The organism is Candidatus Palauibacter sp. (genome assembly GCF_965237495.1).
Lineage (GTDB): Bacteria > Gemmatimonadota > Gemmatimonadetes > Palauibacterales > Palauibacteraceae > Palauibacter.
The window spans coordinates 1,919,548-1,945,607 of the sequence record NZ_OZ250143.1; the positions used below are offsets into that span (position 1 = coordinate 1,919,548).

Consider the following 26,060-nt stretch of genomic DNA (forward strand, 5'->3'; position numbering starts at 1 on the left):
ATCGTGTACCTGTTCGCTATGTTGGATGCGCGGTGCGATGCGCGAGCACGCAACGGCGCCACGTCAACCGAGAGGTGTGAGCATGCCCGGGTCCCGGAACATCCTGTCTCAGCCCTTCCCCTTCCGCACTCCGAGGCGGGCCCTCGCGCTCGCCGCGATCCTCCTCCTGGCCGCGACGGCCGGAGCGCAGACCGCCACCGCCCAGGACGACGACGCATGGACGCCGGCCTTGAGCATGCGGTACCACGCCGTCTCGGGGACCGCGATCTCCCCCGACGGCTCCCGCATCGCCTTCGTCGTGCGCGAACCGCTGATGGAAGGACCGCAGTCGGAGTACCTGAGTCACATCTGGCTGACGGACGCCGAGGGATCGCGGGCCACGCAGTGGACCCGGGGCGAGGCCTCGGCGGGCTCTCCCCGCTTCTCGCCCGACGGCGAGTGGCTGACCTTCACCACGAGCCGGGACGGCGAGGGCGAAGGCGGAAGCCAGCTCTGGGCCCTGCCGCTGGCGGGCGGAGAGGCCCGGCAACTCACGGAGGCGGGCGGCTCGGTGGGGGCGTATCGCTGGTCGTCGGACGGGACGCGCATCGCGTTCCTCATGCGGGATCCGGAGACGGCGGACGAGAAGAAGGCGCGGGAGGAGAAGCGCGACGTCATCCTCGTGGACCGGAACTACAAGTTCTCCCACCTGTATGTGGTCGCCGTCGACCCGGAGTCGGACGAACCCGCCGAGCCGGTGCGGCTCACGGCCGGCGACTTCCACATCACGGGGTTCAGCTGGGCCCCGGACGGCGGGCGGATCTCCTTCTCGCATCAGGCCGACCCGCGGATCAACACGGCGCGGCTGAGCGGCGACATCTCGACGACGACCGTCCCGGACGCCGGGGCGATCGCCGACCTCCTGGCCGCCCGTGAAGAGACCGAGGAGGAGGAGGAGGAGGAGGAGGAAGGCGACCCGGCCGCGGTCGGAGACTTGTCGGCGCTCGTGACCGGGGCGGGGATCGAGAGCGGGCCGGTCTGGTCACCCGATGGGGCGTGGATCGCCTACGTGTCGACGGGCGACCAGCCGGAGCCGATCGGGTTGGGCGACGTCCATGTGATGCCGGCCGCGGGGGGAGAGGCGCGGCGCCTCGATACGCCCAACCGCAGCGCATCCGTGCTGGGGTGGTCGGGCGATTCCTCCGAACTGCTCCTGCTCGAATCGCTCGCGACCCGGCGGCACGTCCTGGCCGTCCCGGTGGATGGAGGCGAGACGCGGTTCATCTCGTACGGAGACGGCGTGGTCGGCTCGGTCGCGCTCACCGACGACGCGAGCCGCATGGCCTTCACCTGGCAGACGACCGAGGAGCCGTGGGATGTCTTCGTCTCGCCCACGAACGGATACGCGCCGACGCGGGTCACGGACCTCCACGCCGATGTGCCGCGACCAGAGATGGGCCCGACCCGGCTCGTCTCATGGACCTCGACCGAGGGGTTCGAGATCGAGGGCCTCCTCACCTACCCCGTGGGATACGAAGAGGGCGAGCGGGTACCCATGATTCTGAACGTGCACGGCGGCCCCGGCGGCGTGTTCAGCCAGAGCTTCACCGGGTCGCCGGCCGCCTACATGCTGCAGTACTTCGCGCAGGAGGGGTTCGCGATCCTGCGCCCGAACCCGCGCGGGTCCACGGGCTACGGCAAGGACTTCCGCTACGCGAACTTCCAGGACTGGGGCTACGGCGACTTCCGCGACCTCATGTCGGGTGTGGACCACGTCATCGAGATGGGCGTCGCGGACCCGGACCGGCTCCTCCTCATGGGCTGGAGCTACGGCGGCTACATGACCTCGTGGGCCGTCACGCAGACGGACCGCTTCGTCGCCGCGAGCATGGGCGCCGGCCTCCCCAACCTCATCTCGATGACGACGACGACGGACATTCAGGACTACCTCGTCGGCCACATGGGGGTGGAGTTCTGGGAGGACTACGAGCGCTACGAGCGACACTCGGCCATGTACCACATTGCGAACGTGGTGACGCCGACCCAGGTCATCCACGGGGCCGAGGACCTGCGCGTCCCGTTCACGCAGGGGCAGGAGTTCTACCGGGCGCTCGACCGGCGCGGGATTCCGACGGAGATGGTGGTATACCCGCGGACCCCGCACGGGCCGCGGGAGCCGAAGTTCGTCATGGACGTCTCCGACCGGATCCTCGCCTGGTTCCGCAAGCACCTGGACTCGGATGCGGTCACCGCTGCGGACGAGGGCCGCTGACCCGCGCGCGAGGCCGGTCGCCGGTGGGGGCCTGCTGACGGGGAGGCTTTCCCGGATCCTGCTCACCCGGGATCCGGGGGCCGTCAGCATCGGCGGCTGGACGCGTGGCATCGGCGGGGACCTTCTCACCCGGTCCCCGCACGTCCGCGAGCCGAACTTCACGCGGATCCACGCGGACGACCTCGCGTTTCTGTTCGCGGCCTACGACGATCGCTTCCTTAACGGCCTCTGCGGCGAGATCGTCGGCCCGGACCGCCTCACCTTCCGCCTTTCCGGCCGGATGACGCGCGCGGGCGGCAAGACGACGCGCTTCGAGCGCCCCGGTGGTGCCAGGCGCTTCGAGATCGCGGTCGCGACGTCGATCCTGTTCGACGGATTCGGCGGGGACGATCCCGAGGTCACGGTGTGCGGGCTGCCGTGCGCGAACCGGCTGGAGGCGCTGCAGCGGATCTTCGAGCACGAACTCGTGCACCTCGCCGAGTGGCTGTGCTGGGACGCGAGCCACTGCGGCCGCTCGCGCTTCCAGGGGATCGCCCGGCGTCTGTTTCTGCACCGGGCCCACACGCACCAGCTCATCACCCGCTCGGAGCGCGCCGCCCGCGTGGGGGTCGGGGTCGGCTCCCGCGTGACGTTCACATTCCGGGGCCGGCGCCTGACCGGGCGGGTCAACCGGATCACGAAGCGCGCGACGGTGCTGGTGGAGGACGCAGGGGGCGACCGGTGGTCCGACGGGCGGCGCTACGTGCGTTACTACGTGCCGCTCGGCGAACTCCGCCTCGTCGAGCCGGCCCGGGGCCGGGAACCGGCGTGACGCCGATCCGCAGGGGACCACAGAAGTTCGCGCGCGAAGCGGTGGTCAGGCTGTGGCTGCATCGCCAGGGTCTCGCTCGGCCCCGCGGGTCGACCTGCCTCGACCGGCGCGCCTTCGTCGACCACCTCGAGCGGACGGGAGCACTGCAACTCGACAGCGTGAACGTCGTGGACCGCGCCCACTATCTGACCCTCTGGAGCCGCTTCGGGCCGTACGACCGCTCCCGCGTAGACCGCTGGGTGTACGGGGAGCGGCTGGCGTACGAGTACTGGGGACACGAAGCCTCGATCCTTCCCATCTCCCATCTCCCGCTGGGCCGCCGGCGCATGCGCCGCTTCCCTCCCGAGAGCTGGTCGGGCCGAAAGTGGTGGAGCCGCTACGCGACCTCGACGGGGTCGAAGCGCCGGGTGCGGCGGCGGCTCCGCGCCGAAGGACCGCTGGAGAGCGCCGACTTCGCGCCCCAGCCGGCGGAACGAGGTGAGAAGACGGAGTCGCTCGCGTGGCGGCTGCACGAGGACAAGCGGTCGCTGAAGCTCCTGTGGCACGACGGCCGGGTCGTCGTGAGCGGGCGGCGCCACTTCCGGTGCATCTATGACGTGGCCGAGCGCGTCTACCCGGACGGTCCCACCGCGTCGCTCACGGAGTACCACGACAGCTGGCTCCTCATCGCGCTCCGCGGTTGCGGCATCGCCCCCGAACGGCACCTCGTCAACTACTTCACGGGGCCGGAACTCAACGCGGCGGAGCGGCGCCGGGTCATCGCCCGCAACCTCCGGCGGAAGCGGATCGTCGAGGTCGAAGTGGAGGGCCTCCGCGGTCCCTGCTACGCCCTGCCCGAGCACCTCGAGACGATCGACGATCTGCCCGAACCGACCGGAACCACGCTGATCTGTCCCTTCGATTCCCTGCTCTGGCAACGAAAGCGCGCGGCGGAACTCCTCGACTTCCACTACACCGTCGAGATCTACGTCCCCGCGGCGAAACGGAAGTACGGCTACTACGTCCTGCCCATCCTCCACGACGGCCGGCTCGTGGGTCGCCTCGACCCGAAGCTGCACCGGGATCGCGGCCTACTCGAGATCCGAGCCCTCCATCTGGAGCCGGGGTTCGAACCCACGGGGATGTTCAAGGCGACCCTGGACGAAACGGTCTCGAACCTCGCCGACTTCCTCGACGCGACCGAGATCCGAATGCCGCGCGCAGGGACCTCCGGCGACGGGGGCTGACAACCGCGTTCCCGCGGGAACGCCGGCCGGCCAAGGCTGGACCGCGCCAAACGCGGCATGGTACCGTAAGAGTGTGCAGCAGGTGGGTCCCCCCAACGGTGGAGGTTCCCGAATGAGACGCCGGCTTCCAGTTCTCCTCGCTTCCACGGCCATCGCGTGCGCGACCTCCGTGGCGGCCCTGTCGGCGCAGGTGCGCATCGTGCAGACCAACTCGGCGGGGGACAACGTCCACATCATCGATCCGGTGACGAACCAGGTCGTGCAGGTGATCGACGGGATCCCCAAGGCTCATGGGGTCGCCGCCGCGCCGGACGGGGGCACCCTCTACTTCAGCAACGAGATCCACCGGACGCTGGAGATCGTTCCCACGGACGTCATGAAGGTCGCGGAGCGCATCCCGCTCTCGGGGCGGCCGCACAACATCGCGATCAGCAACGACGGCCGGAAGGTGTACGTCGCGATCATCCAGGACTGCAGTTGCGTCGACGTCGTGGACCTGGAGAAGGGCGAGGTCGTGAAGTCGATCCCCACGCTGGGGACGGTACACAACGTGTTCATGTCGCCCGACGGCCGGCACGTCGCCGCGGGCATGATCGGCGCGCGCACGCTGACGATCATCGACACCTCGATCGACGAGGCGATCTGGTCGCTCCACTTCAGCGGGCGCGCGACGGGGGGCTACGCAGATGGGGGCGTGCGTCCCATGGCATTCGAAGCGCATCCGGACGGGTCCACGAAGCGACTGTTCGTCCAGATCTCGAACTACCATGGTGTGTATGTGGTTGACTTCGAGGAACGTAAAGTGTTGCAGAAACTGGATATGCCAATCCTGCCGATCTCGCGGGTGACGAACGACGCGCTGCAGGGATCGCCCGGGCACGGCCTCACGGTGTCGCCGGATGGCGGGCAACTGTGGTCGACGAGCAAGCCCAACGGACACGTCTATGCGTGGTCGCTCCCCGACCTCGAGTACCTGGGCGGGGTCGAGGTTGGCCACATTCCCGACTGGCTCACGATGACGCCGGACAGCCGCTACCTCTACGTGGCCAACGCAGGGTCGAACGATGTCTCGGTCGTCGATACGAGGGAGATGAAGGAGATCGCCCGCATCCCGGTGGGGCAGACGCCGAAGCGGAACAAGACCGTGGTGTTCCCGTGAGTTCGGGTGTGCCCCTGCGGCCAGCGCCTGGCCCGGGGCTCGGGACCGGCCTGAGACTCACAACCGGCGTTCGGCCGCTGTCGGCTGTAGCGCTCGCCGTCGCGTTGATGGCGTCGGCTCCCGGCCCCAGCGACGTCATGGGTCAGGAACCCCTGAGCTTCGAACGCTACCGCGAGACCGTGGAACCCATCTTCCTCGCGGACCGCGGCGGATGGGGACCTGGACGGGCGCCCTGCGTCACGTGTCATGCGGAACAGGGGACGCCGCTTCGCCTGCAGCGCCTCCGCGAGACGGATGAGGGCGAGGTGTTCTGGTCGGAGGAAGATTCCCGCCGGAACTTCGAGGTCGTGTCGCGGCTCGTCACCCCGGGGGATGCGGACGGCAGCCGCCTCCTGAGGAAGGCGCTTGAGGTGTCCTCGGGCGGCGCGGCGTTCCATGTGGGCGGGCGGTTCTTCGAATCGAAGTCGGACCCCGAATGGCGCGCGATGGCGGACTGGGTGGCGGCCGCGGATCCGGTCGACCGTCCCGCCCCGCCCCGTCTGGACTTCGACTTCTTCCGCGACTGCGTGCAGCGCGTCTTCCTCGACAAGCGCCCGGGAGACGTCGAGTGCATCCACTGCCACGAATCCGGAGCGCGCGGCTTCGCCCGGCATATCCCGGAGGATCGCGACTTCTGGAACCAGCAGGAGTCGCGGGGCAACTTCGCGATCGCCCGCCGCTACGTGGAGCCGGGCGAGCCGATGATGAGCCGGCTCCTCACCCATCCTCTCGCGCCGACCGCGGGGGGTGACTACTTCCACGGCGGCCCCCGGCGCTGGGCCTCGATGGACGACCCGGAGTGGCGGATGCTCGCCGCCTGGATCCGCGGCGAAACCCCCGAATGCGTGGTCGGACAGGGGGCTGGCGCGGGAGGCGGATGACGAAACCGCTCGACATCGCCATCGTCGGAGGCGGCATCGTCGGGCTGGCCACGGCGGACGCGATCCGGCGCACCCGCGCGGATCTCTCGCTGACGGTGCTCGAGAAGGAACCGGAGGTCGCGGCACACCAGACCGGCCGCAACAGCGGCGTCATCCACGCCGGTCTGTACTACGCGCCCGGGTCGCTAAAGGCGCGGCTCTGCACTGAAGGGAGCGCCCGGCTGTGCCGGTATTGCGCCGAACGAGGCATCGCGACCACGCGCACCGGCAAGATCGTGGTCGCGATGTCGCGCGATCAGCTCCCGGCCCTCGATGAACTCGAACGGCGCGGCAGGGCCAACGGCGTGGCCATGGAGCGGATCGGCCCGGACGGAATCGCCGAGCGCGAGCCGCGCGCGGGCGGCATCGAGGCGCTCCACGTACCTGCCACCAGGGCGGTCGACTTCGGCGACGTGGCGCGTGCCCTCGCGGCGGACCTGGCCCGCGCCGGCCACGAGATCCGCACCGGCTTCGAGGTGCGCGAGGCCCGCCGCACCCCGACCCCGACTCGCACCCGCCTCGTGGGGCCGCCGGGCAACATCGAGGCCCGCGTCGTCGTCAACTGCGCCGGGCTGCACGTCGACCGGGTGATGCGGCTCCTCGGCCACGATCCCCGCCTCCGCGTCCTTCCCTTCCGGGGCGAATACTGGAGCCTCTCCGGAGCCGCGGCCGACCGCGTGCACGGCCACATCTATCCGGTCCCGGATCCCCGGCTGCCGCATCTGGGCGCTCATTTCACGCGAAACGTGGCCGGACGCGTCGAACTCGGCCCGAACGCGGTGTGGGCCCGGGGTCGAGAGGCCTACGGCCGGTTCTCCGGGCGGGTGCCGGACGCGCTGGAAGCGCTGAGCTACCGAGGCTTTCGGCACCTGGCGCGGGCGCACTGGCGGACCGCCCTGGAGGAACAGTGGCGCTCGTTCGACCGGCGAGCCGTCGTGCGGAAGGCCCGCGACATGCTGCCCGAACTGGGTGTGGGGGACCTCGAGAGATGGCGCTCCGGAATCCGCGCGCAGGCGGTAGACACCGACGGCACCCTCATCCACGACTTCGTGATTCGGGGAAGCACCGGGCGTCGTGAATGTGCTCAACGCGCCCTCCCCCGCCGCGACCGCCTGCCTGGCGATCGGCGAACACATCGCAAGCCGGGTTCTCGGACAGTTGGCCAGGTCGTGACGGGGCTAATCGCCACCTTCGAATGGGTCGAGGATCTCGACTCCCGCGGGCTCGAAGTCCTTTCGGTTCCGCGTGACCACAACCAGCCCGCGGGCGAGGGCGGTCGCCGCGATCAAACTGTCCTTGACGGGCATCGGCCGTCCCCGGGAACGGAGACGCGCCAGGAGTTCCGCCCAGCGGAGCCCCGTGTTCGCATCCAACGCGACGCATTGAATCCTGCGAACGGCCTCCTCGAACCACGACTCGAGCGCCTCGCGACCCTTCCCGGGCGCCACCAATCTTATTCCGTACCAGATTTCTCCGAGTACGACCGGATTGACGACGATCTGCGGTTCGTGGTTCCGCAACCATGTGACGACGCGCGGATCAGGTCTCGTCCTGGTCGCCTCGGAAAGGACGTTCGCGTCAACGAGGTATCGAATCGGCCGGCTCCTCGATTCCCGGAGCGGGCAGGTCGGCGGTCGAATCAGACGGAACCGGTACGAACCAGCCCTTCGCGGGACAGGCCAGAAGGTGGTCGACGAGACCCTCGTTCACCGCCGCCGGGGCGCGCGCGAGTCGGTAGACTCCTCGCCCGAGCCGCTTGATCTCGAATTCCTGGCCGGGCACGACGCCGTCTCGCCGCCGAAGCTCAGCCGGGAGTACGAGCTGCCCCCTTGTGGAGATAGTGGTTCGCATGAGGGTAAGATGGACGACTTACCCAAGCTGTGCAAGCCCCGGCATCCTCCTCCCGGAGGGCGCGGCGGGTCAGGTGGCGTAGTCCTGGCCTTCGGCGTCCAGCACTTCCTTCATGCCCTCGAGGTAGCCCGCCTCGCCGCCCGACTCGACGGACATGTCGGCGTTGTGCTGCGCGGCCTCGACCGGGATCCGCCGCAGGCTGCGGCCCGTCTGGAGGGCCAGCAGTTCGTTCATGCAGGCGCGCTCGAGCTGGTACAGCCACAGCATGGTCTTCTCGATCGTGTCGCCGACGATCAGCACGCCGTGGTTCGCGAGGAAGAGCGCCCGCTTGTCGCCGAGGGCCTCGACCATGCTCTCGCCCTCGTCCGCCTCGGTGACGATCCCCTCGTACCCGAAGTACGCGCAGTTCCCGTAGAAGACCGCCGCGTTCTGACTCCCCCGCTCGTCCAGTCTCCAGCCGTCGATGGAGGCGAGCGCGGTGCTGTAGGGGGCGTGGATGTGGAGCGCGCACATGATGTCGGGGCGCGCGCGATGGATCGGTTCGTGGATCGCCCACGCGCTCACGTTCAGCCGCCCTTCCCCGCCCACGGGACGCCCGTCCGGGCCCACCTCGACGAGGTTGCCGGCCGTCACGCGGGAGAAGTGCATCTGCCCCGGCGTGATGAGCAGGTGCCCGGGCCTGCCCGGCACCTTGCAGCTGAAGTGGTTCCAGGTGCCCTCGTGCATGTTCTCGTGCACGATGATCCGGTGCAGCGCCGCGAAGTCGACCAGCGCGCGCCGGATCGCGGCGTCGTTCATGCCGGCTTCCGTCGGGGACGGAGCGGGAGCGAAAGCGGTCTCGACCGTACTCATCACCTGCCTCCCGGGCGCGTGGGAACCTCCCCCAAACATCACCCGCGGCACGGGTGGGATCAAGCGGAGGCCGCCCCGTTCTCTCTGGTCGTTCGAGGGGCGGAGGCCGAGGTTACTCTGGATTCCACGGAAAGCAATGCCGCAAGCGAGGGAGGAGGAAGGGGATGAGAATGAAAGCCGCCTCGGCATACCGATTCGCGGTCGGCGCGGCGCTGGCGACGGCATTCATCCTGGTATGGGTGATCGGTGCCGTCGGCCTCATCGGGGTTGAGGGCGACCCCTTCGACCTGCTGTACGCCGGGGTGCTCGCCGTCGGAGTCATCGGTGCCATGATCGTCCGCCTCAAGCCACGGAGTATGTCTCGCACCCTGACCGCAATGGCGCTCGCGCAGGCGCTGGTCGCCGTGTTCGCGCTGATCGCCGGGAAGCACCGGGTCGCGGTCAGCTCCGTGCCCGAGATCGTGCTCTTGAACGGGTTTTTCGTTGCGCTGTGGCTCGGATCGGCCCGGCTGTTCAGGTCTGCCGCGCGGGAGCAACGTCCCGCGGCGGAGAATCACAGAACTTGATGCTGCGCTGTCACAACCCGGCTGCTCTGGTCGTTCGTGGGGCAGAGTCCCAGGTTTCTTGAGGATTCCCAGCGGAAGAGACTTCATGCCAAACATCGCCGCTACACTCCTTCTCGTCTCTGCCGGAGCCCTCGACCTTGGGGGCACGCCGGAGTCGTCGGGCCTGATGAAATGTGAGCCGCGGACGGATGGAGACCCGGGCATGCCGGAGACGGTCCTGATCATCGATCACAAACCGTTCGATGGCGATCCGTCGGAGTGGAATTACACGGACTACGACATTCATTGGGTGGAGATCGTGTGCTGGAGCTGGATCGAGGAGCACTTCGGAATCCAGGTCCGAAACGGCGCAACCTACGTGCTGACCGACGAGTGGGTCGAGCGCACGCGGAAGAGCCAGATCGCGAGCCTCGAGTCCCTGATCGCGGCGCAGGACAACCACCGACAGGCGCGCGGAGCTTACGCCCGGAGACTCGACAACCTGCTCGGCTTCGGTGCCCTCTCCGACCACGACCTTCCCGGGCACTTCCGGGTCGAACTGGAAAAGACCGATGACGGGTGGGGGGCGAGGGTCGAGGCAACCGAGAGCTGGCTGGCCGGGTTCCGGGGTTCGGTGCCGACGCCACCCTGCTACGCGTTCGCGGGTACGCCGCCGGACGATTGGGGAGCCATCGGAACCGAGGACCGCGCTGCGCTGATCGAACGCCAGCCGGTCTGTATCGAGCCGTACGCCGAAGACGAAGCCGGTTCGGAAGGCGGCTGACGCCCCCCGCGGTTCTCCGCTCCCGTCTCAGTGATTACCATCCCGCGCTCACGAATTGTTCTCGTCAGAGGTGCGGGTGACCCTGGATTCCATCGCCGAGTCGGAACCGCTTGACGTGACCATCGTCGGGGCCGGCCCCTGTGGCCTGGCCACGGCGATCGCCGTGCAGGAGCGCGGGCTCAGCTACGCCATCCTCGACCGCGGGTGCGTCACCGAGTCGCTGACCCACTATCCCTCCTACATGACCTTCTTCTCCACGGCGGAGCGACTGGAGATCGGGGGCGTCCCGTTCACGATTCCCGATCCCAAGCCCACCCGCCGCGACGCACTCGCCTACTACCGGCAGGTCGTCGCCCACCACGGGGTCGAGGTGCGCCAATACGAGGAGGTGACGGGCATCACTCGAGGGGAAGGCGCTTTCACGCTCTCCACCCGTACGCGGGACGGGCGGGCGAGCCGGATCACGTCGCGGGCGGTCGTCATCGCCACGGGAGGGTTCGGAGAGCCGAACCGGTTGGGGCTGGAAGCCGGAGACCCGCACGGCCGCGTCATCCACTACTACAAGGAGCCGTACCCCTTTTTCGATCAGGACGTGATCGTCGTGGGGGGCGGGAACTCCGCCGTGGAAGCGGCGCTGGACATGTACCGCAACGGCGTCCGGGTCCGCATGGTCCACTTCGCCGACACGGTCGACCGGGGGGTCAAGCCGTGGGTGCGCCCGGACATCGAGAACCGGATCGCGAGCGGGGAGATCCCGATGCACTGGGAGTCCCGGGTCGCCCGCCTCGGACCCGGAACGGCCACCATCATCGAGGAGACGACGGGGGCGGAGACCGCGGTCGCGAACGACTGGGTGCTCGCGATGACGGGATGGCGGCCGGATGCCGCCCTGCTCACTGGCCTGGGCGTCCCCGCGGATCCCGAGACGGGCATCCCCGCGCACGACCCGGCCACCATGGAGACGACCGCGCCGGGCGTCTACATCGCCGGCGTGATCGCCGCGGGTTACAACGCCAACAAGATCTTCATCGAGAACGGCCGCGAGCACGGCGCCCTCATCGCCGCCCACCTGGTGAACCGCTCCCGCTGATCTCGGTTCCCATCGTCTTACAGTACGTTCTTGAGTGGTTTTACTCAGTAACGTATCATGATCGGTGTGGATACCTACGAACGCCCTCATGTCAGCCGACTGCTTCGGCTGCTGGAGAATGATAGGGCCATGCGGATCGTCGCGGTCACGGGGCCTCGCCAGACCGGCAAGACGACGATCGCCCGCCAGGTGCGGAGGCGCTTGGAGGGCGTCGGGCGGATGTGCTGGTACGTCCCGCTCGATGACCCCACGCCGAACGAATCCGACGCGCCAGGTCTGTTGGCCGGGGTGGATGCGATCCCGGCCGGTAGCTCACAGGACGAGCAATGGTTGGTCGAGATCTGGGAAAGGGCCCGCCGGGCGGCGGCGCGGCCGGACCGTGGCCTGGTGCTGGTCCTCGATGAGATCCAGCACATTCCCCGCTGGTCCAACGTCGTCAAGGGACTCTGGGACGGGGACCGCCGGGCCGGACGCAAGCTGCGGGTAGTCATCCTGGGGTCGGCTCCCTGGCAGATGCTGACCGGACTGCACGAGAGTCTGGCGGGTCGCTTCAACGAGCTGCCGACGACGCACTGGTCACTCGGGGAGATGGCGAGGGCTTTCGGGTTGACCGTTGAGGAGTACCTGTTCTTTGGCGGATATCCCGGCGCGTTGCCCGATGGATCGGTGACCGAACGGCTCGTGGCCTGGCGAGATCACATCGCGCACTCGATCGTCGCGCCCGCCATCGACCGGGACATCGTCGGACTGACACGCGTGGCGAAGCCGGCACTGATGCGCCAGTTGATGGATCTGGCTCCACGGTATTCCGGCCAACTCATGTCCTACAACAAGCTGCTCGGCCAGCTTCAGGACGCCGGCAATACGACGACCGTCGCCCGGTACCTCGATCTCCTTTCCGACGCCGGTCTGGTGACCGGCCTGTCCCGATACACGCCGGCCCCACATCTGGGGAAGGCGTCGTCTCCGAAGCTCAACGTGCTCAATACGGCGCTGCTGACGGCGCCCTCCGGCTACACCTTCGAGGAGGCGAGGGCCGACCGCTCCTTTTGGGGCCGACTCGTGGAGAGTGCGGTGGGGGCGCATCTCTTCAACAGCCGGGCCACGGCCACCCGGCTTCATTTCTGGCGCGACCCCCCGGATGAAGTCGACTTCGTGGTCGCGCGCGGCCCCCACCTGCTGGGGATCGAGGTGAAGAGCGGGAAACAGCGCGCGACTCCGGGGCTGGACGCCTTCCGGCGGCGCTTCCGCAGCGCCCGAAGCATGGTCGTGGGCACGGGCGGAGTTCCCCTCAACGAATTCCTGTCGCTGAGCGCCGAAGAATGGCTGGACGAGACATGAACCCGCTCGTACCGCGCACCGTCAGCCTAGTCTCGCCGCATGACGACCCGCGATTCGGTCGGGATGGCCTGTCGCTGGCTGATTTTAGCTCGGACCACGGCTATGTCCTGCTGGGTGAGCCGGGAATGGGCAAGACCGAGGCGTTCGAAGAAGAATGCCGGCGCGTGGAGGCTCCCGATCCGATCACCGCGCATAAGTTCACGCGTGGAGGTTCCGATGACCATGTGGACTGCCGGGGAAAGCCGGTCTTCATCGACGGGCTGGACGAGATGCGCACGGGCGCGGGCGACCCCCGTACTCCGCTGCATCAGGTTGTCGCAAGGCTAGAGGCGCTGGGGAACCCGCCGTTCCGCCTGTCGTGCCGCACCGGTAGCTGGCTTGAGCCCGGAGATCAACGGGAACTCTCCTCCCTTACGGGTGCCGGACCGATTCGGGTTCTGCGGCTGAACCCTCTATCCCGCGAGGATGTTCGCCGGATCGTCTCCCGCCGAACGGACGATGCCGGGGAGTTCATATTCGAGGCGTTCGAGCACGGGCTGGACCCCTTCCTTTGGAATCCGCAGTTACTCAGCGTACTCCTCAACGCAGTGGAAGCGGCCGGCTGGCCAGACAGTCCTCGAGCTGCGTTCGAGAGCGCGTGCCGAGAACTCTCGAAGGAGCGGAACCCCGAGCACCGGAACGCCAGGCACGGGCGTGTCCAGCCATCGCGGGACGCGGTCCTGCTTGCGGCCGGACAGCTGTCGGCCCTATTGCTGCTTACCGGCAAGGAGGGCTGGACGGCGACCGATACGGACGACCCCGACATCCTCTCCCTGCGCGATGTGGAGGGCGATGTGAACGGCGGGGAGCGCGAGGCTCTGCTGGCTGCCTTGGATTCCATCCTGTTCTCGGGCGCGGCCGCGCGCCAGACTCCTGTCCACCGGCTGGTCGCCGAGTTCCTGGGCGCGGCGTACCTCGACCGCCGCATCCGGGCACCGCACGGACCCGGTGCTCGGCGCGTGTTGTCGTTGTTGCTGGGACACGACGGGATTCCCTTGCCGGACCTCCGAGGCCTTTCCGCGTGGCTCGCGGCCCTGAATGCGGACGCCCGGACCATCCTCATTCGCGCGGATCCGATTGCCGTGGCGTTCGGCGGCGACGCGAAAGACTTCACGGTGGGCGAGCGGCGGGAACTGTTCACGCAGCTCGAGAACAGCCCCAGCCTCCCACGAGAGTGGCCATCAGCCGTCGCGCTCGGGGCACTGGCCGGGAGCCGCGACCGATCCCCGCTCTGGGAGTTGATCTCCTCTCCCGTCCGAAAAGATGCCAGACAGATGCTCGTCGCACGGCTGCTCGCCGGGTTCACGCGGAGACTCGGCGCGACGACCGTCGGCCGGGGACCGACACCGACGGCGGACGACGACTTGGAGCGCCGGGCGCTGCTCCGGATCGTCTATGACGATACTTGGTATGACTATGTTCGGTGCAGGGCCATCGAGGCCCTCGGTCGCCTCTTTGCCGACCGCCCCGACCGATGTTCCGCACTATGCGGGATCCTGTCCGATATCGAAGCGGGCCGCCTGCCGGACGAGGACAACGAGCTGCTCGGCACGCTGCTCGACCACATGTATCCCCGGGATATACCCCCCACCGAGATATGGGATCGCCTAGCCACGCGGCCCCGCCTCCCCGGCGCCACGTCCTACAGCTCGTTCTGGGACACCCTCCTCGACCGGTCGGACCCGGAGCAGATCCGGCAGCTGCTCGACTCACTGTGCGACCGTGCTCGGACGGTCATTCCCGCCTTGGCCGACGAGGGGTTCGGGAACATCGTGTTGGAACTATTGGCGCGCGGTCTCGAACTCTTCGGCGACGGGGCTCGCGATGCGGAGCTGTACCGCTGGTTCGGTCTCGTGGACGCTGCCCCAAGCCGCCCGGGGTTGATTCCGGCGTATTGCAACGGGACCGTGACGGTAGGTCTCTTCTCCGATCCCTCGGATCCGATCTACGCCTGGCTGAGATCGCACCCATCCGCCCAGCTCGAACTCGTCGTGCGCGGCGTCGCCGAGCGGGAGTCCGAGATTGGACGCAAGGCGCTCGACGCATCGGTCGGCAGGAAGTTCATGGGAGAAGAGGTGCCCGCCGGTTTTCGTCAATGGTGTCTTGTGCGAGCGGCGGAGTTGGCGGACACGAGGCCGAAGATCGCGGAGGAACTCGCTTGGTGGGCCATACGGGTGAGAGGCGGTTGGGGGCCGCCGCTGCCCGACAACGAAGTGGCTCTTGCCGTGCGGAACATCCCGACACTGCGAGAGTGGAACACAGAGCGCCTGAGGGCCAAGGCGCGTTGGGAGCGCACGGACGCCAAGCGGAGGGAACGAACTGCCCCCATCCTGAGTCGGGTGCGGGAACGACGGCGGGAGTATGTGGCGCATGTGCGCGGGCACGCGGCGGGTCTGGCGGAAGGGCGCTGCCCGCCCGCTCTCATGCACGAGCTGGCACAGGCCTACTTGGAAGGGCGCGCGGAAGATGCGGCAGCCGAGGGGCCCATTGCAGGGCTGCGTTCACGTCTCGACGGCGACAAAGCCCTTGTGGATGCGACGTTGGCGGGGTTCCACCGTCTACTGGACCGGGACGATCTACCAGACCTGGCCGAGATCGCTCAACTCCATCAGGCCAAGAGGATCTCCTACTTCGCCCTCCCCTTCCTCGCGGGGCTGGCGGAGGAGGAGCGTGCGGCCGGCGATCCGCTGGAACTTCTCGGCGAGAAGGGGCTTCGGAGGGCCCTCGGATATTACTTCGTCTCGGGACTGCACACATTGCGGTTTGAGGCTTGGGACCGGTCGGAGCGAGAGCAGGCGAGGCGCCACCCCGGCTGGTATCGCCGTGCCCTCGGATCGAATCCGACGGCAGTGGCGGATGCCATGGTCGTGGTCCACCGCGCCCGGGTACGGGCGAAGGAGGGGCCGGACCGGCACCTACATGAGATGGGCCGGGATGCGGCGTACGCGCGCGTGGCACCGATCGCCGTGAAGCGGATGTTCGGGGTCTTTCCCAGCCGCTGCACCGAGCCGCAGGTCGAGACCCTGCGCCTAGTGCTGTGGGCCGCCCTCGACCCACGGAATATGGCACCGGCTGAACTGGCCGATCTGGTGCGTAAGCGGCTCGGACGCCGGGGCATGGACGTGGCGCAGCGGGTTCAGTGGATGTGCGCGGGCTTGTTCGTAGCCAGAGCGAACCGCCTACCCGAACTCATCGACTATCTGGCCCAAGGGAGCGACGCGCACGTACACCACCTCGTCGACTTCTTTGTGTCATTCGACCACAAGCTGCGAGGGGCACTCTCGCTTGACGACTGGGAGGCCGAGGAACTCGCCCCGCTACTGCGGGCGCTCGGCGGGCGCCTGCGACGATACGAACCGCCGGACGGCGTGGGCATGCTCGGCGACGAGCAGTTGGCGCGGTTCAGGGCAGAACCACTGATTAGAAGGTTGATCGATTCGCTTGCGGGCCGCGCCGACGACGAGGCCGCCGCCGCGCTGGAATCGCTCGCCTCCGACCCCGGCCTAAAGGAATGGACCGCGGAACTCTCCCGGGCGCGCGACGCTCAAGCCGAGAGACTCCGCGCGGCGAAGCACGAGACGCCGGGGCTCGCCGCGATCCAGGAGTCGCTCAGGGGGGGACGGCCGGTGAGCGCGGCGGATCTGGCCGCGCTCGTGCTCGATGCCGTGGAACAGCTCGCCGCACGCATCCGAGACGACTCCACGACGGACTGGCGGCAGTATTGGCACTTGGATCTGAAGTCGCGGCGACCTCTGAGACCGCAACACGAGGACGACTGCCGGAACGCGCTTCTCTCCGACTTGCAGCTAACCCTCGGACCATACGGAGTGGACGCGCAGAAGGAGGGGCAGTATGCCGACGACAAGCGGGCGGACATCCGAGTGGCGCTGGGCTCGCACCTCGCCATCCCGATAGAGATCAAGAAGAACCTGCACCGCGACGTTTGGCGTGCCGTGGACGAACAGCTAGCGACGATGTACACGCGGGCGCCGGAATCCCGGGGCTACGGCATCTATCTGGTGTTCTGGTTCGGGCCGGACCATATGAAGGTGGTGCCGCCCAGCGGGCGCTTGCCGCGGACGCCGGCCGAGTTGCGGGAGCGACTTGAGGAGCAACTCGCTCCCGCACAGCAGGCGAAGATCAGCATCACTGTGATCGACGTCAGTCCATCCGGCAGGTACGCCGCGAGCCGCTTGGCCCGGAACCACGTCGTGCGAGATGGTGTGGAGGAGTCGCCATCCTGATTTCTCGGCTCAGGGGTTCGGTTTCAGGACGCTGATAATTGGGGCGACCGGCAGAGCGTCGAGGTCGACGCGGCGGCCGTCCTTGATCACGGCGTGGATGGAGCGGTAGTTGCGCGCCGCCTCCAGCGGGTTCTCGTTCAGGATCACGAGGTCCGCGATCATCCCGGGCTGCAACGAGCCGATCTCTTCCTCCATCTCGTAGGCGCGCGCGATGTTGCTCGTCATCGATCTGAGGATCTCCATGGGCGCCATCCCGAGTTCTTCCAGCGCGGACATCGCGTTGAAGTGGCCTTCGCCCAGCTTCACCCGCTGGTCCACGGTGTCCGAGGCAATCGTGGGCGATTCCGCCAGCAGGACCGGGTGCTTGATGCCGGCATCCGTCGAGAGGAGCATGGAGACGCCGGCCTCGATCATCCTCGAAAGGTTCTCGCGGGCGACGACCAGGTAGGGCGTCAGGACCCCGTCGGGGTTGTGCTTCTGCAGCGCCTCGAGCCGTCGCTGCGTGATCGGCAGCACCGAGACCGCGATATCCCGCTCCACCAGCTTCCGCACCGTCTCCATCGGGATGGGGACGACGGGGCCCGAGATGTCGCCGTGCGTGATGATGTCGACGCCCGCCTCGATCGCCATGTCGAGGCTCTCGACCGAGGTCGTGTGGGTCTGGACCGTCATGCCCGCCCGATGCCCCTCCTCCACGATCACGCGCTGGACGCGTTCCGAGAAGGAGATGAAGTACATCTCGACGTGGCTGCTCGACCCGTACTTGAGGAAATCGACGCCCGTGCCCGTGTATTCGCGGATCGCGGCGCGCACGGAATCCGGCGTCATCCACATGAGGTCGCGGCCGGTCCCCTGCTCCCACGCTTCGTTGGTGCGGTTCACGAGCGCCTTGCTCACGTGCGCGGCCGCCTCGGCGCGGAAGTCCCTCGAGAGGGGCCCGTCGAAGCCGATGATGTTGCCGGCGAAGTAGATGCGGCTCCCAGGCGCCTCGCCCGCATTGATGATGTCGCGGGCCCGGGCCAGCGCGCCCAGCGGTCCCCACGTGTCGAAGACGGTCGTCTGCCCGGTCTTGAGCGTGAGTTGCGCCGCCTCCAGCACGATCTCGTGGTACCGACCCTCGTATTTGATGAGGGTCTCCAGGTCGAGGTTCAGGTAGAGATGAAGGTTGGCGTCCATCAGCCCGGGAATGACGTACTTGCCCCGAGCATCGATGATTTCCGTTCCCGCGGGAACATCTATGGCCCCGGCCGCCCCCACCGCCGTGATCCGCCCGTCCTCTATCACGACGACCCCGTCCGCGAGCGGCGCGTCGGCGAGGGGATCGATGATGGTCGCCCCTGTGACGGCCAAGGTCTGGGCCGCCACTCCCGGAGCCACGGCGGCCTCCGAAACCACGAAGGCCGCCGCCAGGACAAGTGGTCCCACGACTCGGAGGCCGCTCTCCGGAGGCATCCATTGACTGGGCCGCACCGACCGATGCTTCCGTGCCTGTATCATCCTTCGCTCTTTCTCAATGCCGCCGACGCCGAAGTTGGAGCGCAACAGACGTGCAGCGATCAGTCCAATGGGAGTGGCGTGTACTTGGTCCCGGATGGCGGGACCCTGAATGCGAAGGGGCGCCGGGTTTTCGCGGCGAACTCCTTCATCCGCGGCCAGTTCCGTACAAGCTGCTGGATCAGATCGCAGCGACTCCGGTTCTTGCCGCCCAGAAAAAACGCCCCGACCTGGTGCTCCTTCAACGCCTTCCATTCGCTTGGACGATACCGGATCCGTTCGTCGCGGGTGATCAGGAACCAACCCTCCGAGCCGATGTGAGCCAACCAGTCGGAGTCGGCAGCGTCCTCGGGGAAACGATCCTGAAGATGCACCACGTCTTCGCCGAATCCCTTCATGCCCGCGGCCAGCGCAGTGCTGAGATTGTTGTCCACGAAGAAGGTCATGCCGCCAGTTGTCGCTCGAACTTCACCGCCGCCTCCACCTCGCTGTCCGTCAGATCCCACCAGGCGCGGACGGCCTCAACGCGCTCGTGCTCGGCGCGAAAGAGATCGTAGACGTTCGCCGTTGCAACCCCCCTGCCGACAACCACGGGACGGCCGAAGCACACGAGGGGGTCGAGTACGACATGCCCTCCTCGGCCGAGAGGATACCAGCGACGGGCCAACCCTCCGGGGGAATCGAATTCGATTTGGGCGGAGAGCTGTTGTATGACGGGCGCGATGGTCCATTGTCCACCGGAGAGGAGTTCGAGGATCGCGTCGCCCGCGTGCCGCACCTTGACGTAGATGTCGCTTCCATCGGTGAAGAAGGTCTCTCGCAACGCGCGTGTCGTCCCGGTTATCTCGAAGGCTTCTCGCAACGCCGCCCGGACCCTCTGAAGGGAAACGCCGTGATCGAGAAAACGCTTCACGAACAACAGATCCACAAGATCGAGAAACGAAGCGTATGACGTTCTTCGGGCACCCTGCCGCCTGACGACAGGCGCCTGGTGCCGAACCGCGCCGGCATGCCTGTAGTCGTAACCTCTCAACCACCGGCGCACGCGGGCCGGATTCAAGCCTACCAGACGTCCGGCCTCGGCCGCCGGGTAGGACGGACGATCCCTCAGATCGTCGGCAGGCAAGCCGTTCATGGGGACTGGGAACACCGTTCGAACAGGGGCGATGCACCTCTCTGGCTCTCGAAGTTCCGACGCACGCCAAGCTACCGCCGGGCCCTCATCCGGGGAACAACACGCGTATGCATCTGCGACCCTATGCCGCGAACTACCAACCGGCCACCTTGGTCGGATTGTCGCCGTCCGTCTACAAAGAAGTGAGAGGCACGAGATGACGAAGATCGCACAGACCCCGCGCGCAGGCCGAGTTCTTGCGGCCATAGCGCTGTCGATGGCCGTGGCGGGCCCCTTCCACGGGGCGCGGCTGGAGGCTCAGGCGCGCGACTACCGGCCGGAGCGGCCGTTCGGCGCGCTTCGGGAGCAGGCCCGGACGCAGCAGGCGTGGCTGGCGGAGAGGCTCGATAAGAACCTGCCCATGCTGATGCGCAAGCACGGCGTGGACATGTGGGTCCTGGCCATGCGGGAGTACAACGAGGATCCCGTCTTCCCCGCCCTCGTCTCCCCCACGACCTTCGCGGCGCGGCGTCGGACGATCTACATCTTCCACGACCGGGGGCCGGAACACGGTGTCGAGCGCCTGGCTCTCGGGGGCTCGTCGCAGGGAGGGGTGTACGAGGCGGTGCGCGCTACGGCAACCGCCCCCGACGGGCGAGCGGCGGAGCTGTGGGGCGAGGACCAGTGGAACCTCTTCGCCGACATGGTGCGCGAGCGCGGCCCGCGGCGGATCGCAGTCAACATCTCGCACGATCACAACTTCGCCGACGGACTCTCGGCGGGGGAATGGGAGCAGATGGAGGCGGCGCTCGGGCCGGATCTCGCCGGCCGCGTGGTGCGTGAACCGCTGCTCGCGATCGACTATCTGGCCATGCGGGTGCCAGCCATGACCCCGGTCTACCGCCGGATGCAGGCGGTGGTGCACGAGATCATCGGCACGGCGTTCTCGGAGGTCGTCATCGTCCCAGGCCAGACCACGACCGCCGATGTGGTGTGGTGGATGCGCCAGCGGGTCCACGACCTGGGGCTCGACTCCTGGTTCCAGCCCTCGGTGTCCGTGCAGCGGCGGGGGGTCGACATGGGCGGCGTGACGGCGCCGGTAATTGAGCGGGGGGACGTGCTCCACTGCGACTTTGGACTCGTCGCGTTCGGACTCGCGACCGACACCCAGCACATGGCCTACGTCCTCCGCGAAGGCGAGACGGAAGCGCCCGAGGGCTTGAGGCGCGCGCTCGCAAATTCGAACCGCCTCCAGGACATCCTCCTGGAGGAGACGAAGGTCGGCCGCACCGGAAACGAGATCCTGGCCTCGGTGCTGGAGAAGATGCGGGCGGAGGGGCTCAACGGGACGATGTACACGCACCCGATCGGGGACCACGGGCACGGCGCGGGTCCGCTCATCGGCCTGTGGGATTACCAGACCGGCGTCCCCGGCCGCGGCGATCCTCCAGTGATCCCCGGGATGTGGTTCTCGACCGAACTCCAGGTCACGACCCCGGTCCCCGAGTGGGACGGGCAGCCGGTGCGGATGGCCCAAGAGGAAGAAGCCGAGGTCACGCTCGATGGCGAGATCCGCTGGATGCTCAGACGGCAGACGGAACTGCACCTGATCCGGTAGCCGTCAGCTTCGGCGGCCGACTCGGCCCGGAGGTCAGCCCGCCGCGGGGGCTCGGTTCCGGCGGAGGCGGAGGACCTGGGGGTGTTCGACGTCGAGTGCGTCGATCCGGACTCCGAGGAGTGCGTCCATTTGGACTTCGTGGAGGTTGAATCCGGCGGGCATCACGAGCTGGCCGAGCCATGCGCCATCGTGGTCGAGGACCAGCCAGCTCTGCGGCGACTCCCGTTCGTGGCGGCCCCGGTACCGCTCCAGCCAGATGGCTCCCGATGGGTCGACCATGATGTCCGCGTAGGCGGGCCGCATCCCCGACATCGCCTCGAACATCTGTATCGCAACGGATCCGGGGTTCTCGCCGAGCGACTCCCGGGCGGCGTCGATCTCATCCGGCGTCAGTTCAAGCGGATAGTCGGGCAGTCTGATGATGCGGATCAGTTCGCCGGTTGCCGCGAGTTCCTCGACCTCCATGGCATCGGCCGAACCACGCAAGAATCGTGCCTCCGCGGGTGGCGACCTGGCTGACGCGAGCGAAGAAGGGGAGCGTACTGAGCAGGCTCTCGCCCCGTGTGATCATCAGCTCCTCGAAACCCGCCGACTCGCCGATGCTGTCGATCCGGGTGCCGTGCAGGTCAAATCGCCACAGCGACCACGGCTCCCGGCGTAGCCCGCCGGTGCCCTCGTACGTCCTCATGCTGCCGTAACCGAGTTCCACCAGGAGCGTGCCGCCGCCGAGGTCGTAGATCGCATCCGTGAACAACGGCAGGCTGAACGTGCGGGAAAGGGTCAGGTCAGGCGTCACCACCGTGACGCGCTCATCATAATCGAGCAGGAGGAGGGTATCGCCGGAGACTCGTTCCATGCCCCGGATCTGTCGGAACTCGCCAGGCCCTTCCCACTCCCGTCCGAAGGACCCGAGGAATTCGCCTGCTGCGGCATAGAGGCGGATCTCCTGCTGACCCGAGACGACCACGCGTCCGTCGGAGAGGCGGGTCATCGCGCCGACCCTGAAGAACTCGTGGGACTCTCCGGTGCCGGACCGCGTCAGGTCCAGGATGGGCTCAGGGTCGACGGTCCCGCGGCTCGAATCGCCCCACGCGGGGCGGAACGCCTCCACGATCTGGACCCCGGCGCTGTCCCGCTGCGTGACGAGCGAGGGATCGACGTCCGCCCCGCCGCAGGCGAGTGCGGAAACGCAGCAGCCCCAGGTCGCGCATCGCACGGCAAGTCGAGAGGTAGCCCGTCGATCAATGTTCAATCACGGCTCCCTGCGACGGGTTCGTCGGCGACGAAGCCTCGGTAGCCCAGAGGACGCTGGCGGGGCCAGACCTCGTTGAGCGTCCCGGCTTCGAACAGGCGTCCGTTGATCATGACGCGCTCGATCGCAAGAGAGTTGCGCAGGTCCTCGAGCGGGTTCTCCGACAGGACGAGCAGGTCGGCGAGTTTGCCGGGTTCGATGGAGCCGAGTTCGCGCTCGAGGCCGATGCCGTTCGCCCCGAAGATGGTGGCGGCCTTGAGGGCGTCGTGGTTGGACATGCCGCCGGAGGCGACCATCCACAACTCCCAGTGGTACGCGAGGCCCTGTAGCTGGCCGTGGCTGCCGACGCCCGCGAACCCGCCTTCGGCGACGACCTCAGCCAGGAAGGCGGCGTTCTCCTCGAACACGAACTCCTCCGGGACGGCCCAGCCCACGGCGCCCGAGGCTCCGGCGCGGCGGCGCGTGCGGGCGTCCAGCGTTTCGTGCGGCGTGAAGCGGGCCAGGCGGGGGTGGTCGTGGACGTTCTCGCGGGTGAACCAGTAGATCTCGCCCATCGGTCCGCCGAACGAGACGACGAGCGTGGGCGTGTTCACGACTTTGGTCTCCGAGAACAGTCGGACGACGTCCCCGTGCAGCGGATAGACGGGAAGATTGTGCTCGATGCCGGGGTAGCCGTCCATCGCGTGCGTGAGGTCGAGTTGGAGGTCGAGGCCGGCCTCGGTCGTCGGCATGAGTTCCAGCTCGCGGGCGGCCATGACCAGCCACTGCCGCTGCTGGCGATTGCCGGCGAGATACATCTTGAACGTCTGCGTTCCGTAGTAGTCCGAGTAGCGGGTGAGGATGTCCCGCGCGTGGTCGAGGTCGCAGATCGGCTCGCCGGGCTGATAGTTGCCGAACACGCCGGGGCCGGTGGAATAGATGCGGGGGCCGAGGATGTCGCCGGCACGCACGCGGTCGGCGTAGGTGAGGACGTCGGACACGCCGGTCTGGGGGTCGCGCGTCGTCGTTACGCCGAACGCGAGGTTCGCGAGGTAGCCCCACGGCTGCGTGGTGTGGATGCCGGCCGGTGGGCGCAGATGCGCGTGGGTATCCACGAAACCGGGCATGATCGTCATGCCGCTCACGTCCCGGATCTCGGCGTCGTCGGGGACGGCGAGGGTGCCGGAAGGCCCCACGGCGGCGATGCGGTTTCCGTCGATGAGCACGTCGCCGCGCTCGATCACTTCGTCGCCCCGCATGGTGATGACCCGGGCGCCGCTGAGCAGAAGCCTGCCCTCGGGCAGATCGCGATCCACAGGCAACTCGACGCGCACCTCCACGGGGCGGTAGCGCGCCTCGTCCCGCTCCGTCGCGGCGGCACCTGCCGTGTCGGCCGCGGCCTCCGCGCCCGCTGGGTCCTCTTCCGCCTCCAGCGCCGCCAGGCTGTCGTTGACCGCGCGCGCCCGGGCCAGATCGTAGCGGAAGTACGCGTTCCCCAGCGCCCACACCACCGTCCCGCCGCCGGCGCTCCACGAGGGGAACTCCCCGCCGAACTCCGTCACGCGCGTGACGGGAACGGCCGCCCCGTCCGGGTCCTGCACCGAGATCGTCGGAGCCTCGGCGCCCACCTGCGGCACGGTCACCACGTAGAGGTCGTTGCCAACCCTGGCGAGCGCGCGGTCACCGGTCGGGGAGACTTCGATGGACGAGGCGTTAGCGGGCGAGCCGCCGCGCGTGGCCGAGAAACCGGTGACTTTGAGGTGCTCCCTCTCGTCCGTGCCGTCCCAGCGGACGGAGATGAGCCCGCGGGAACCCGCGTGCAGGTAGATCCGATCCGCCTCATCGCGCCGGAAATGCGGCCCGGAGCGTCCCATCGCCTCGGCCACCACCGTGGCAGCGCTACCCTCCGCGTCGTACCACGCGATATCGGTCCGGCTCCCCGCCCCGCCCGTCAGCCGCGCCCGCACCGGCGCCTGGAGCAGCACGATGCGGCCCCCGTCCGGCGACCAGGCGGGAGACCGCATGAAGCGCGGGAGATCGGACACCCGCCGCGTCGCGCCCTCATCCGGCGACACGGACCACAGGTAGCCCCCCTCCGGCTCGTCCCAGCTCACGACCGCCAACGTCTCCCCATCCGGCGACCAGGAGGGCTCCGCGAGCCCGCCTTCGATCTCCTCGCCGACCCGCCTCGGAACCCCGCCGTCCGCGTCCATCACGTAGAGGCGCCCCAGCGCCGTGAAGGCGACCTGACTCCCGTCGGGGGAGAGGGCGATGTCACGGATCTGGCGCACCTGGAAGGTCGGCGTGTCTTCGACCGGATAGTCGAAGTCGAGGCGCGGGCCGACATGGAGCGTCACGTCGACCGCGAACGGAATCTCGGCCGCCTCGCCGCCGTCCGTTTCTTGCATTCCAGCCAGCGGAACCCGCCACAGCCGGCCGCCGTGCGAGAGGATGACGGCCTCACCATCGGGCGTGAAGGCGTAGCCCGGAAGAAGGTCGAGCGTGGCGCGGCTCTCCATGTCGTCGCGCTGCACGGGGTAGGCGAGCCAGCGCTCCTCGCCCGTCGCGAGGTCGCGGGCGCGGAGGCCCGTCGCATCCTCGTGGCGCGTCCCGTATGCCAGCGTCCCGCCATCGGGAGAGACCGCAGGCCGCAAGCCGGACCCGTAGCGGCTCGTCAGCGTCGCGCGGCGACCCGTTTCGCGGTCGTACCGGGTAAGTTGGTACTTCGGGAACGCCGCGTCGTACGTCCAGTCGCCGGTCCCCTGCGCGAGGTAGATGTAGCGGCCGGAGGGATCGAAGGCGGCCCCGATCGCCTTCAGGTTGTCGGGTTCGTCGATGAGGGCGATGCCGCTTCCGCCGTCGCGGTGGAAGAGCCAGGGCTTCGCCGCCCCGCCGAGCGGGCTGTAGGTGCGCGACGCCACGAGATAGTCGCCGTCGGGCGACCACTCGGGCGACGTGTAGAGGTTGTCGTTGCCGCGCGTGACCTGCGTCGTGTCGGTCCCGTCGAGGCTGAGGACCCAGAGGTTCTGTCCCCCGCTCCGGTCGGACACGAACACGATCTCCGACCCGTCGGGGCTGAAGCGCGGCTGGCTCTCGAAGGCGGGCCCGGTCAGCAGCGGCGTGGCCGTGCCCCCCTCGATAGGCAGCGTGTAGAGATCGCCGAGGAGGTCGAAGACGAGGGTGGCGCCGTCCGGGCTCACGTCGACCGACATCCACGAACCGCGGTCCGTCCGGAAGCGGATCTCCCGCGTGGGCTCGAGCGGCAGCCCCTCCGTCGCGAGCCCACCGCCGTCGGCAGGCGCCTCCTGGGCCGCCGCGCCCGGAGCCGCCCCGAACCCGCAGATGGTGGCCAACGAGATGAGGGTCATTCGGTGACCGCGCATCGAAGTCCTCCCGGCTGTGGAAGAAGACGTTCCCGCGGGAACGTCCCGAATCTGTACTTTTCCTGTCC

Annotated in this window: 19 protein-coding genes and 1 pseudogene; 12 read left to right on the plus strand and 8 right to left on the minus strand. The window is 68.2% G+C overall.

Annotated features, from left to right (window positions below; translation table 11 throughout):
- Positions 1-82 precede the first annotated feature (82 nt).
- The 6 genes and pseudogenes from ACPXY0_RS08420 to lhgO form a co-directional block, all read left to right on the plus strand.
- Positions 83-2,251 (plus strand): prolyl oligopeptidase family serine peptidase, encoded by a 2,169-nt coding sequence (locus ACPXY0_RS08420; RefSeq protein WP_423930211.1) that lies wholly within the window; start codon positions 83-85, stop codon positions 2,249-2,251.
- Positions 2,220-3,062 carry a hypothetical protein gene (locus ACPXY0_RS08425; protein WP_423930213.1) on the plus strand — a complete coding sequence of 281 codons (843 nt, stop codon included), beginning with the start codon at positions 2,220-2,222 and terminating at the stop codon, positions 3,060-3,062. The genes ACPXY0_RS08420 and ACPXY0_RS08425 overlap by 32 nt, the downstream gene beginning before the upstream one ends.
- Complete coding sequence (locus tag ACPXY0_RS08430) at positions 3,059-4,288, plus strand: winged helix-turn-helix domain-containing protein (RefSeq protein ID WP_423930215.1); 1,230 nt, start codon at positions 3,059-3,061, stop codon at positions 4,286-4,288. Before ACPXY0_RS08425 ends, ACPXY0_RS08430 begins: the two co-directional genes overlap by 4 nt.
- Before the next feature lie 112 nt (positions 4,289-4,400).
- Complete coding sequence (locus ACPXY0_RS08435; RefSeq protein WP_423930217.1) at positions 4,401-5,447, plus strand: hypothetical protein; 1,047 nt, start codon at positions 4,401-4,403, stop codon at positions 5,445-5,447.
- Positions 5,448-5,584: 137 nt separating this feature from the next.
- On the plus strand, positions 5,585-6,367 hold the full coding sequence (locus tag ACPXY0_RS08440) for a hypothetical protein (RefSeq protein ID WP_423930219.1): 783 nt from the start codon (positions 5,585-5,587) through the stop codon (positions 6,365-6,367).
- Positions 6,364-7,407: pseudogene (gene lhgO, locus ACPXY0_RS08445) on the plus strand (L-2-hydroxyglutarate oxidase); the annotation flags it as partial. The gene ACPXY0_RS08440 and the pseudogene lhgO, both read left to right, overlap by 4 nt.
- A 177-nt stretch (positions 7,408-7,584) precedes the next feature.
- On the opposite strand, the gene ACPXY0_RS08450 reads toward lhgO, so the two are convergent.
- Together ACPXY0_RS08450 and ACPXY0_RS08455 are read right to left on the minus strand one after the other, a co-directional pair.
- Positions 7,585-8,049 (minus strand): type II toxin-antitoxin system VapC family toxin, encoded by a 465-nt coding sequence (locus ACPXY0_RS08450; protein WP_423930628.1) that lies wholly within the window; start codon positions 8,047-8,049, stop codon positions 7,585-7,587.
- Between the two features lie 277 nt (positions 8,050-8,326).
- Positions 8,327-9,109, minus strand: a complete 783-nt coding sequence (locus tag ACPXY0_RS08455) for a class II aldolase/adducin family protein (protein WP_423930221.1) — start codon at positions 9,107-9,109, stop codon at positions 8,327-8,329.
- Positions 9,110-9,273: 164 nt separating this feature from the next.
- Between ACPXY0_RS08455 and ACPXY0_RS08460 the strand changes: the two genes are divergently transcribed.
- The 5 genes from ACPXY0_RS08460 to ACPXY0_RS08480 all read left to right on the plus strand — a co-directional run bounded on the left by ACPXY0_RS08460 (position 9,274) and on the right by ACPXY0_RS08480 (position 17,152).
- On the plus strand, positions 9,274-9,675 hold the full coding sequence (locus tag ACPXY0_RS08460) for a hypothetical protein (RefSeq protein ID WP_423930223.1): 402 nt from the start codon (positions 9,274-9,276) through the stop codon (positions 9,673-9,675).
- 202 nt (positions 9,676-9,877) lie between these two features.
- Complete coding sequence (locus ACPXY0_RS08465) at positions 9,878-10,438, plus strand: hypothetical protein (protein ID WP_423930225.1); 561 nt, start codon at positions 9,878-9,880, stop codon at positions 10,436-10,438.
- Between the two features lie 76 nt (positions 10,439-10,514).
- Positions 10,515-11,528, plus strand: coding sequence for a YpdA family putative bacillithiol disulfide reductase (locus ACPXY0_RS08470; protein ID WP_423930227.1), 1,014 nt, complete (start codon positions 10,515-10,517; stop codon positions 11,526-11,528).
- Between the two features lie 129 nt (positions 11,529-11,657).
- Positions 11,658-12,869: an ATP-binding protein gene (locus ACPXY0_RS08475; RefSeq protein WP_423930229.1), complete on the plus strand. Its 1,212-nt coding sequence runs from the start codon at positions 11,658-11,660 to the stop codon at positions 12,867-12,869.
- On the plus strand, positions 12,866-17,152 hold the full coding sequence (locus tag ACPXY0_RS08480; protein ID WP_423930231.1) for a hypothetical protein: 4,287 nt from the start codon (positions 12,866-12,868) through the stop codon (positions 17,150-17,152). Before ACPXY0_RS08475 ends, ACPXY0_RS08480 begins: the two co-directional genes overlap by 4 nt.
- Before the next feature lie 9 nt (positions 17,153-17,161).
- Here the strand turns inward: ACPXY0_RS08480 and ACPXY0_RS08485 are convergent, their stop codons facing one another.
- The 3 genes from ACPXY0_RS08485 to ACPXY0_RS08495 all read right to left on the minus strand — a co-directional run bounded on the left by ACPXY0_RS08485 (position 17,162) and on the right by ACPXY0_RS08495 (position 20,027).
- Positions 17,162-18,577: an amidohydrolase family protein gene (locus tag ACPXY0_RS08485; RefSeq protein WP_423930233.1), complete on the minus strand. Its 1,416-nt coding sequence runs from the start codon at positions 18,575-18,577 to the stop codon at positions 17,162-17,164.
- Between the two features lie 131 nt (positions 18,578-18,708).
- The gene (locus tag ACPXY0_RS08490; protein ID WP_423930235.1) at positions 18,709-19,092 is read right to left on the minus strand and encodes a hypothetical protein; all 384 of its coding nucleotides are present in this window, start codon (positions 19,090-19,092) and stop codon (positions 18,709-18,711) included.
- Complete coding sequence (locus tag ACPXY0_RS08495) at positions 19,089-20,027, minus strand: DUF433 domain-containing protein (protein ID WP_423930237.1); 939 nt, start codon at positions 20,025-20,027, stop codon at positions 19,089-19,091. Before ACPXY0_RS08495 ends, ACPXY0_RS08490 begins: the two co-directional genes overlap by 4 nt.
- On the opposite strand from ACPXY0_RS08495, the gene ACPXY0_RS08500 reads away from it, so the two are divergent.
- Positions 19,978-21,378, plus strand: a complete 1,401-nt coding sequence (locus ACPXY0_RS08500) for a M24 family metallopeptidase (protein ID WP_423930239.1) — start codon at positions 19,978-19,980, stop codon at positions 21,376-21,378. The genes ACPXY0_RS08495 and ACPXY0_RS08500 overlap by 50 nt on opposite strands.
- Before the next feature lie 33 nt (positions 21,379-21,411).
- Here ACPXY0_RS08500 and ACPXY0_RS08505 read toward each other — a convergent pair whose 3' ends face one another.
- Genes ACPXY0_RS08505 through ACPXY0_RS08515 form a run of 3 tightly spaced genes read right to left on the minus strand, consistent with a single transcriptional unit; the run spans position 21,412 to position 25,992 of the window.
- A complete protein-coding gene (locus ACPXY0_RS08505) occupies positions 21,412-21,843 on the minus strand; it encodes a hypothetical protein (protein WP_423930241.1) in 432 nt (143 codons plus the stop codon).
- On the minus strand, positions 21,773-22,594 hold the full coding sequence (locus ACPXY0_RS08510) for a hypothetical protein (protein ID WP_423930783.1): 822 nt from the start codon (positions 22,592-22,594) through the stop codon (positions 21,773-21,775). The genes ACPXY0_RS08505 and ACPXY0_RS08510 overlap by 71 nt, the downstream gene beginning before the upstream one ends.
- 32 nt (positions 22,595-22,626) lie before the next feature.
- Positions 22,627-25,992: an amidohydrolase family protein gene (locus tag ACPXY0_RS08515; RefSeq protein ID WP_423930243.1), complete on the minus strand. Its 3,366-nt coding sequence runs from the start codon at positions 25,990-25,992 to the stop codon at positions 22,627-22,629.
- Between the last annotated feature and the right edge of the window lie 68 nt (positions 25,993-26,060).

What these genes read in the sequence shown, in the direction of transcription:
- ACPXY0_RS08420 (WP_423930211.1), top strand. Translation starts at nt 83, where the DNA reads ATGCCCGGGTCCCGGAACATCCTGTCTCAGCCCTTCCCCTTCCGCACT.
- ACPXY0_RS08425 (WP_423930213.1), top strand. Translation starts at nt 2,220, where the DNA reads ATGCGGTCACCGCTGCGGACGAGGGCCGCTGACCCGCGCGCGAGGCCG.
- ACPXY0_RS08435 (WP_423930217.1), top strand. Translation starts at nt 4,401, where the DNA reads ATGAGACGCCGGCTTCCAGTTCTCCTCGCTTCCACGGCCATCGCGTGC.
- ACPXY0_RS08440 (WP_423930219.1), top strand. Translation starts at nt 5,585, where the DNA reads ATGGGTCAGGAACCCCTGAGCTTCGAACGCTACCGCGAGACCGTGGAA.
- ACPXY0_RS08455 (WP_423930221.1), bottom strand. Translation starts at nt 9,109, where the DNA reads ATGAGTACGGTCGAGACCGCTTTCGCTCCCGCTCCGTCCCCGACGGAA.
- ACPXY0_RS08460 (WP_423930223.1), top strand. Translation starts at nt 9,274, where the DNA reads ATGAGAATGAAAGCCGCCTCGGCATACCGATTCGCGGTCGGCGCGGCG.
- ACPXY0_RS08465 (WP_423930225.1), top strand. Translation starts at nt 9,878, where the DNA reads ATGCCGGAGACGGTCCTGATCATCGATCACAAACCGTTCGATGGCGAT.
- ACPXY0_RS08475 (WP_423930229.1), top strand. Translation starts at nt 11,658, where the DNA reads ATGCGGATCGTCGCGGTCACGGGGCCTCGCCAGACCGGCAAGACGACG.
- ACPXY0_RS08480 (WP_423930231.1), top strand. Translation starts at nt 12,866, where the DNA reads ATGAACCCGCTCGTACCGCGCACCGTCAGCCTAGTCTCGCCGCATGAC.
- ACPXY0_RS08490 (WP_423930235.1), bottom strand. Translation starts at nt 19,092, where the DNA reads ATGACCTTCTTCGTGGACAACAATCTCAGCACTGCGCTGGCCGCGGGC.
- ACPXY0_RS08500 (WP_423930239.1), top strand. Translation starts at nt 19,978, where the DNA reads ATGACGAAGATCGCACAGACCCCGCGCGCAGGCCGAGTTCTTGCGGCC.
- ACPXY0_RS08495 (WP_423930237.1), bottom strand. Translation starts at nt 20,027, where the DNA reads ATGGCCGCAAGAACTCGGCCTGCGCGCGGGGTCTGTGCGATCTTCGTC.
- ACPXY0_RS08505 (WP_423930241.1), bottom strand. Translation starts at nt 21,843, where the DNA reads ATGGAGGTCGAGGAACTCGCGGCAACCGGCGAACTGATCCGCATCATC.
- ACPXY0_RS08515 (WP_423930243.1), bottom strand. Translation starts at nt 25,992, where the DNA reads ATGCGCGGTCACCGAATGACCCTCATCTCGTTGGCCACCATCTGCGGG.